4 protein-coding genes are annotated in these 9,138 nt (G+C 75.7%); 2 read left to right on the forward strand and 2 right to left on the reverse strand.

Annotated elements, in window-relative coordinates:
• Positions 1–401 precede the first annotated feature (401 nt).
• Positions 402–2,951 carry an FtsX-like permease family protein gene (locus ACW14Y_RS23065; protein WP_456983286.1) on the reverse strand — a complete coding sequence of 850 codons (2,550 nt, stop codon included), beginning with the start codon at positions 2,949–2,951 and terminating at the stop codon, positions 402–404.
• Positions 2,945–3,700, reverse strand: a complete 756-nt coding sequence (locus tag ACW14Y_RS23070) for an ABC transporter ATP-binding protein (protein ID WP_266312402.1) — start codon at positions 3,698–3,700, stop codon at positions 2,945–2,947. Before ACW14Y_RS23070 ends, ACW14Y_RS23065 begins: the two co-directional genes overlap by 7 nt.
• 326 nt (positions 3,701–4,026) lie before the next feature.
• On the opposite strand from ACW14Y_RS23070, the gene ACW14Y_RS23075 reads away from it, so the two are divergent.
• Both ACW14Y_RS23075 and ACW14Y_RS23080 read left to right on the forward strand, forming a co-directional pair.
• Entirely contained in the window at positions 4,027–4,281 is a 255-nt protein-coding gene (locus ACW14Y_RS23075; protein WP_456988228.1) for an MbtH family protein, read from the forward strand.
• Positions 4,282–4,373: 92 nt separating this feature from the next.
• Positions 4,374–8,993, forward strand: coding sequence for an amino acid adenylation domain-containing protein (locus ACW14Y_RS23080; RefSeq protein WP_456983289.1), 4,620 nt, complete (start codon positions 4,374–4,376; stop codon positions 8,991–8,993).
• Positions 8,994–9,138 lie beyond the last annotated feature (145 nt).

A 9,138-nucleotide genomic window follows, 5' to 3' on the forward strand; every position in this document is an offset into this window, starting at 1 on the left:
AGTAGGAAGTCGGCCTCGTCGACTTGAACGCTGGCCCCTCGCTCGGGTCGAGCGAGGGGCCAGCCGGCTGACGTCGGGTGATGCGGCGTGGCTCGGTGGCTCCCTTGCCTCTCGCAAGGGAGCCACCGCGGGAGAACCCAGGAGTGGGAAGTCGGCGGTCTCGACTTCCCACTCCTGCTGACTTCCGGCCTCCCGGAAAGGAACGGCATCGGCGAGCGGTGGACCCGGGAGGAGCGGTGGGCCATGAGCGAGGGGCAACCGATGTGGCGCGGCTCGGTATCGGTGGCTCCACGCCCACGCCCACAGCAAGGGAGCCACCAGAGAAAAACCGGGAGTGGGAAGTCGACCGCCTCGACTTCCCACTCCCGGCCGTTCCTAGCCGCTCCTAGCCGTTCGCTGCCTCAGCCCGCCTCGCCCGCGACGCCCGCGAGGATGCTGCGGCCGTCACCGCCGCGCAGCGCGAGCGCCGCGGGGACGACGGCCGCCGCCAGACCGATGGCCGCGCAGACGGCGAGGAGTTCACCCAGCGTCGACCACGGGACCACCGCCGGGGTCGGGCCGACCAGTTGGCGCAGCGCCGCCCAGGAGCCGCCGATGCTGATGGCCGAGGCGACCGCGCCCACCAGGGCGCCCGCGCCGACGCACAGCAGGGTCTCCGTCGCGACGGCGCGCAGGACCTGGCCCCGGGTGGCGCCCGCCAGGCGCAGCATCGCCAGCTCGCGGCGGCGGTCGCCCAGCGTCATCACCAGGGTGTTGGCCAGGGCCACCAGCGCGTAGAGCACCGACAGGCCGAGGATCATCAGCATGCCGTTCTTGGAGCTCTCCTGGTTGGCGTCCGTCGCCGCCGCCGAGACCTCGGCCGGCGTGCTGATCCGCCCGCCGAGGGCGGAGACGGCGCTCTGCAGCGCGATCGCCGCGGCCGCCGGATCGGCACCCGGGGCGAGCTTGACGATGATCCGGGACGGGAGCACGGCGCCGGCACCCGCGTCGGAGGCGTCCAGGTAGGCCTGGGTGCTGTCGGCGCCCGCCTGGAGCACGGCCGCGACCTTGAAGGTCTTCCGCGAACCGTCGGCGAGCCAGGTGCTGACCTCGTCGCCCGCGTGCGGGCTCCCCGGCCAGACGGAGTTGACGATGATCGAGCCCGGCTTCAAGTCGGCCGCCGAGCCGCTGACAACCGGGAGTTCGGCGACCGTGGCCAGCCCGGCCGCGTCGACCGCCGCCGCCTGGAGGGCGAGGGCGCTCGGCCCCTGCTCCTCCGCGTAGACGGTGGTCGGGGTGGAGACCACGGCCGTGATGCCCGGGACGGCCCGGACCTGGTCGACCAGGGCCCGGGTGAGGCCCGGAGCCCCGGCCGGGGAGACCACCCAGTCCGCCCGGGAGAGCTGCCGCCCGACGGCGCTGACCTGGGCCGCGTTGATCGTCCCGATGCTGCCGAGCAGGCAGCCGGTCAGGCTGACGACGATGACCACCGGGGTGGTCGTCGCGGCCGTGCGGCGGAAGGCGGTGAGGGCGCTCTGACGGGCGGTCGACCAGACGGCGCCGCCCGCGTCCTCCGTGTCGGCGCCGGAGCGGGAGAACCGCGCGGGCAGCCCGGTCACCAGGCGGATCACCGGCCCGGCGAGCACCCCGGCGAGGGTGACGAAGGCGCCGACGATCACCAGCACCAGCGAGGCCGAGGCGGCCGCGTTGGACCCGGCCTCCGGCTGCATGGTCGCGGTGCCGCTGACGGCCACCACACCCGCCGCCAGGGCCAGCCCGCCGACCACCCAGCGGAAGCGGTTCGCCCCCTTGGGGCTGCGCTCGACGGCGGCCTCGCGCAGCGCCTCGCCGGGGCTGATCAGCCCGGCCCGGACCGAGGAGACGATGACACCGACGACCGCCGTGACCAGGCCGATCGTCGCCGCCGTGGCGAGCGCCCAGCCGGTGATCGGCACGGTGAAGTCGGGGCTGACGATGTGGCGGTCGACCAGCCAGTCCCGGCACAGCGGGGCGCCGACCAGGCCGAGCCCGCAGCCCGCCGCCGAGGCGAGCACGCCCACCAGCACGGCCTCGGCGTGGATGAGCCGGCGCAGCTGGCGGCGGGTGGAGCCGATCAGTCGGAGCAGGGCGAGCTCCCGCCGCCGCTGGGCGATGGACAGGGCGAAGGTGCCGGCGACCACGAACACCGCGACGAAGCCGGCGACCCCGGCGGCCAGGCCGAGCGGGGTGTCCACGTTGTCCATCTGGCTGAGCAGGAAGGCGTGGTGCGGGTCGGCGGTGGCGCGCTCCTTGCCGGTGAGGACGGCGGCCCGACCCGGGCCCCGGCCGGCCTCCGCCACGACCCGGCGGACGGCGTCGGCCGGACCGTAGGCGGCCAGCGCGTCGACGGCCGGGGAGATCCGGGCGGCCTCGGCGTCGGTGAAGAACACCGCGTGCTCGAACGGCACCGCGTCGGTGACGCCGGTGACGGTGACCCGGCGCGGGCCGTCGGCGGTCAGCAGCGGCAGGGTGCGGCCGATCAGGCCGGCCTCCCCGCCGCCGACCACGACCTGCCCGTCGGCGGCCGGGGCGCTGCCCGAGGCCAGCCGGTAGCCGCCGGCCTCGGCGGCCGACCAGCCGCGCCCGACCTGGTCGGCCGGGCCGCCGGCCAGCTGGGCGTAGAAGGTGTGGTCCTCGACCACCCGGCCGGTGCGGGCGACGGCGGCCACCAGCTCCGGGCCCAGGCCCGGCTGCTGGGCCACCGCGACGCTCTGGACCTGCCCGTCGCTGTCGGCGAGGTCGATGCCGGTGTCCGGCACCACCACGGCGGGCGCGCCGGACCAGCGCTGCTGCGCGAGGTCGGCGACCCCGGCGGTGGCGCCGATGACCAGCATCGCCGTGGCCATCAGGCCGACGCCGAGGCAGAGCGCGACGAAGGTGCCGACGAAGGACGTCCAGCGCACCCGGAGGGTGGAGAGGGCGACGCTCAGCACGCCAGGGCCTCCAGGCTCGTCATCCGGGCGGCGACGCGCTCGGCCGTCGGCTCCTCCAGGGAGCCCGCGAGCCGGCCGTCGGTCAGGAACACCACGCGGTCCGCGTAGGAGGCGGCGACCGGGTCGTGGGTGACCATGACGACGGCGCGCCCGGCGTCGTCGGCCAGGCCGCGGAGCAGGGCCAGCACCTCGCGCCCGCTCTTGGTGTCCAGGGCGCCGGTCGGCTCGTCGGCCAGGACGACGGCGGGTCGGCTGATGAGGGCGCGGGCGATGGCGACCCGCTGCTGCTGGCCGCCGGACAGCTCGCCGGGGCGGTGGCCGGCCCGCTCGGCCAGGCCGACCGAGCCCAGCGCGGCCAGCACCTCGGCCTTGCCCGGGCGGCGGCCGGCCAGCTTCGGCGGGAGCGCGACGTTCTGCGCGGCGGTGAGGGAGGGGAGCAGGTTGAAGGACTGGAAGACGAAGCCGATCCGCTCCCGGCGGAGCAGCGTCAGCTCCTTGTCCTTGAGGCCGCCCAGCTCGGTGCCGTCGACCAGCACCTGGCCGCCGTCGATGCCCTCCAGGCCGGCCGCGGCGCGCAGCAGGGTGGACTTGCCGGAGCCGGAGGGGCCCATGACGGCGGTGAAGGTGCCGAACGGGAAGCCGAGGCTCACCCCGTCGAGGCCGACGACGGGCTCGGGGCCGGAGCGGTAGGTCTTGGAAACGGAGCGGAGTTCGACGGCGAATTCCGTGCCGCGGGCTGTGGCGGTCATGGCAGCAAGTACACCTTCCGGCCCACTGGGCGGGCAATGAAGTGGAGTTCTGTTTCCGGGGTGTAGTGCGCTACACCCCGGGACTGCGGCAAACGGCAGTCGGAGCGCCCGGAAGAGCCCCGGGGAGCCCCCGCGGGAACTCTCGGAAGAGCCCCCGGAAGAGCCCCGACGGAACGCCGTCCGGCCGGTCCCGAGCCTCCCCCGGGGACGTATAGAGCACCTATAGCGGGCGTCCCCAGACTCGCTCCGTATGAAGGGCACGGGTGCGGGCCGACCGCTCCGTGCGACACCAGCCTCAAGTGATCGGGGACCCGGCCGTGGCCGAGCTGAACGTTGACACGCAGACCTACCTCGTCGTCCTCAACGACGAGGAGCAGTACTCGATCTGGTGGGCCGACCGGGCGCTCCCGGCGGGCTGGCACCAGGAGGGCTTCTCCGGCAGCAAGGAGGAGTGCCTGGCCCGGATCGGCGAGGTGTGGACCGACATGCGCCCGCTGAGCCTGCGCCTGCGGATGGCCGAGGCCGCCGCCGGGACCGCCGCCGCCGGGACCCCCGCCGTCGCCGAGACCGTCGCCGGCTGAGCCCCGCGCAGCAGCTGATCCGCCCCTTAGTGACCGAGCGAGGAGCTCTCGTGGCACGGCAGTCCTTTGTGCATCACCTTTTCGCGAACTCGGTGGAACGGGTTCCCGACTCGGTCGCCGTATTCGACGGCCACCACGAGGTCGGCCGTCGCGAAATCGACGGGCGGGCCGATCGGATCGCCGGATTCCTGGCCGATTCCGGAATCGGTCCGGAATCGGTGGTCGGAATTCGCCTCCCGGCCGGCGCCGACCTGGCCGCTGCCGTGCTCGGGGTGTGGCGGGCCGGTGCCGCGGTGCTGCCGCTGGACGCCGACGGGCGGGCGGACGCGGCCGGGGTCGCGGCCGATCTGGTCCTGACCGACGGCCGGGAGGAGGGCACGACCGCCGGAAGCACCCTCGCCGAGGCCCTGCGCGCGGCCGCGATCGCCGCCCCGGTGGACGTCGAGCCGCAGGCCGCCGCCTGGATCGCCCCCGGCGCGGACGGCGGCCCCGGTGCGTTGCTCGACCACGCCACCGTCGTCAACCAGGTCACCTGGCTGGCCGAGGACCACGGCCTCGACGCCACCGACCGGGTCCTCGTCACCGGCCCCGCCGGCGCGGCCACCTGGGCGCTGTTCGCCGCGCTCACCGCCGACGCCACCGCCGTCCTGCCCGCCCCGGCGCCGCACCCGGCCCGGCTGCTGGACGCCGCCGCCGAGCAGCGGGCCACCGTGCTGGTCGCGCCCGCCGCCGCCCTCGCTGAGGCGGCCGAAACGACCGAGGCGACGGAGGTGGCCGACGCCGCCACCGACCCCGCCACCCCGGACCTCCGGCTGGTGCTCTCCCTCGGCGCCGACCTGCCGCCGGCCGCCGGCCGCGCGCTGGCCGCCCGGATCGAGGAGGCGCGCACCCTGCACGTCCTGGAGCCCGGCGCGCTGATCCTCACCGCCGACGACGTCGACCCCCAGGAGAACGCCGCCCACGAGCGCACCGCCACCGTCCTCGGCCGCCCGATCGACCAGGTCCGGGTGCTGGTCGTCGACGAGTACGGCGACCCCGTCCCGCCCGGCGTCCCCGGCGAGCTGCACGTGGCCGGTCTCGGCCTGCCGCGCGGCTGGGCCGGTGACCCCCGGGCCACCGCCGACCGCCTGCGACCCGCCTTCTTCGGCGCCCCCGGCAGCCGGATGCACAACACCGGCACCCCGGTCCGCTGGCGCAACGACGGCACCCTGGAGCAGCTGGACGAGGCCGCCGCCGCGCCCGCGCCCGCCCCGGCCGCCGCCTACGCCCGCCCCGCCTACGTGGCCCCGGCCACCGCCGCCGAGCGCGCCGTCGCCCAGGTCTGGTCGGAGCTGCTGGAGGTCGCCGAGGTCGGCGCCGAGGACAACTTCTTCCAGCTCGGCGGCTACTCGCTGCTGCTCACCGAGCTGGCCCGCCGTCTGCACACCGCCACCGGCACGACCGTCGTCCTCGCCGATCTGTTCACCGCCGTCACCGTCCGCGAGCAGGCCGCCCTGCTGGCGGTCGAGGAGACGGAGACCCCCAGCACCGACGACGCCGCCGTCCCCGGCGTCGTCCCGGTGCCCCGCGACCGCCCGCTCCCGCTCTCCTCCGGCCAGCGCCGGATCTGGCTGCTGGACACCATGGAGCCCGGCCCCGAGTGGGCCGCCCCGTTCTTCCTCCGGGTGCCCGCCGACCTGGACGCCGGGACCGTCCGGCTGGTGCTCGACACCCTCGCCGACCGCCACGAGGTCCTGCGCACCCGCTACCGCACCGTCGACGGCGAGCCGGTCCAGGAGGTCGGCGAGACCCTGCCGATCGAGCTGCGCACCGTCGAGGGCAGCCGCGAGCAGATCGTGGAGCTGTTCCGCGAGCAGTTCGAGACCCCCTTCGACCTGGCCGCCGGCCGGATCTGGCGGGCCACCCTGGCCGCCACCCCGGAGGCCGGGGACGAGCGGCTGCTGCTGGTGACCATCCACCACATCGCCTGCGACGGCTGGTCGGTCGCCGTCCTGGAGGACGAGTTCCGCACCCTGTGCGCCGCCTACCGGGCCGGCACCGCGCCCCGGCTGCCCGAGCCGCCGGTCCAGTACGCCGACTACGCGTCCTGGGAGCGGCAGTGGCACGCCAAGGACCGGCTGGCCGGCGAACTCGACCACTGGCGCGGCGTCCTGGACGGCCTGGTCCCGCTGGAGCTGCCCACCGACCACCCCCGTCCGGCCCGGCGCGACCCGCGCGGCGGCGTGGTGGGCTTCGGCATCCCGCCCCGGCTCATGGACGCGGTCACCCGCCTGGGGCAGAGCCGCGAGGCCACCCCGTTCATGACCCTGCTCACCGCCTTCGGCACCCTGCTCGCCCGCCACAGCGGCCAGTGGGACGTGGTCGTCGGCACGCCCGTCGCCGGCCGCACCCGGCCCGAGGTCGAGCGGACCGTCGGCTTCTTCCTCAACTCGCTGGTGCTGCGCTGCCGCCTCGACGGCGGCCTGCCGTTCACCGAGGCGCTGGACCGGCTGCGGGCCACCTGCCTGGACGCCTTCGCGCACCAGGAGCTGTCGTTCGAGCACATCGTCGACGAGCTCAACCCGGAGCGCGACCTCTCCCGCACCCCGCTCTACCAGGTCGCCTTCAACCTGCACGACGGCCGGCTGATCGGCGGCATGCCCGACAAGGCGGACCTCGACTACCTGCACCCGGCCCGCCGGGTCGCCAAGACCGACCTCACCCTGTACGTGCGCAGCGAGGCCGACGGCACCTGGAGCGGCGCCTTCGAGTACGCCGCCGCGCTGTTCGAGCACGGCACCGTCGAGCGGCTGGCCGAGCAGTTCCTGCGCCTGCTGGAGACCTTCACCGCCGACCCGGCGACCGCCCTCGGTGCCGCCGAACTGCTCTCCGCCCCCGAGCGGGCGCGGCTGCTCGGCGACTGGGGCACCGGCGAGCGGACCGACTGGCCGGCCGGCACCACCCTCGACCTGATCGAGGCGCAGGCCGCCGCCACCCCGGACGCCGCGGCCGTGGTCACCGACGGCGCCACCCTGAGCTACCGGGAGCTGGACGAGCGGGCCAACCGCCTCGCCCACCACCTGGCCGCCGCCGGGGCCGGACCGGAGACCGTCGTCGGCGTCTGCCTGGAGCGCGGACCCGACCTGGTGCCCGCCCTGCTCGCGATCTGGAAGGCCGGCGCCGCCTACCTGCCGCTCGACCCGGCGCTGCCCGCCGAACGGCTGCGGCACGTGCTCGCCGACTGCCACGCGCCGCTGCTGGTCACCGAGTCCGCGCTGACCGCCACCACCGGCGGCTTCCCAGGCACCCGGATCCTGCTGGACGCCGACCGGGAGGCCGTCGCGGCCCGCCCGGCCACCGCGCCCGCCCGCGCCACCGACCCCGAGCACCCGGCCTACCTCATCTACACCTCGGGCTCCACCGGCCGCCCCAAGGGCGTCACGGTGCACCACCGCGGCCTCGCCAACCACCTGCGCTGGGCGGCCCGCGACCTGGTCCGCGGCCCCGGCGGCGCGCCGCTGTTCTCCTCGCTGGCCTTCGACCTGCCCGCCACCAACCTCTACGTGCCGCTGATCACCGGCCGCCCGGTGCACGTGCTGCCCGCCGACCTCGACCTCGGCCGCCTCGGCGAGACGCTGGCCGCCGGCGCGCCGTACAGCTTCGTCAAGCTCACCCCCGGCCATCTGGAGCTGCTCACCGACCAGCTGACCGGCGAGCGGGCGGCCGGGCTGGCGGACCTCGTGCTGGTGGCCGGCGAGGCGCTGCCCGCGCGGACCGCCAACCACTGGCTGGCGGCGCTGGGCCCCGGCCGGCTGATCAACGAGTACGGGCCCACCGAGGCCTCGATCGGCTCCACGGTCCACCCGGTCGACCGGGCGCAGGAGGGCACCGTCCCGCTCGGCGGCCCGCTGCCCAACACCACGGCGTACGTCCTGGACGGGGCCGGCCGGCCCGCCCCGGTCGGCGTCGCCGGGGAACTGCACGTCGGCGGCGCGGGGCTGGCCCGCGGCTACCACGGCCGCCCGGACCTCACCGCCGAGCGCTTCGTCCCGGACCCGTACGGACCGGCCGGCTCCCGGCTCTACCGCACCGGCGACCTGGCCCGGGTGCTCGACGGCGGCGCGATCGAGTTCCTCGGCCGCATCGACACCCAGGTCAAGCTGCGCGGCTACCGGATCGAACTCGGCGAGATCGAGGCCGTGCTGACCGCGAACCCGGCCGTGCGCGACGCCGTCGTGCTGGTCCGGGAGAGCGCGACCGGCGAGAAGTCGCTGGCCGCGTACGTGGTCCCGGAGGGCGGGGCGTTCGCCGCCGACGCGCTGCGCGCCGACCTCGCCGCGGTGCTGCCCGAGTACATGGTGCCCTCGGCCGTCGCCGCGGTGGACCGGATCCCGCTCACCGCCAACGGCAAGGTCGACCGCCGGGCGCTGCCCGCGATCGAGCAGGCCACGGGCGACCGGGACGCGCCGGGCACGCCCACCGAGGAGCGGATCGCCGAGGTCTGGGCCGAGCTGCTCGGCCTGCCCTCGGTCGGCGTCCACGACAGCTTCTTCGAGCTCGGCGGGCACTCGATCCTCGCGATCCGGATGACCTCCCGGCTCCAGGACGAGTTCGACGTCGACCTCTCGATCGCCACCGTGTTCGGCCACCCGACGGTGAGCCGGCTGGCGGAGGCGGTCGAGGACCTGATCAGGGCCGAGATCGAGCAGCTGGACGACTCCGAACTCGTCTAGGCCCGGAGCCGGGCCCGCCGCCAGGGCCCGGCACCCCGGACCCGGCAGCACCACCTCGCACCACCTCGCACCGACACGACCGACAGCGAACGACACGCGGCAAGCGCCGACCGACAACCGGCAAGTACACGAGGGAGCAGTAGCA

It is taken from the genome of Kitasatospora sp. cg17-2, from assembly GCF_054031055.1.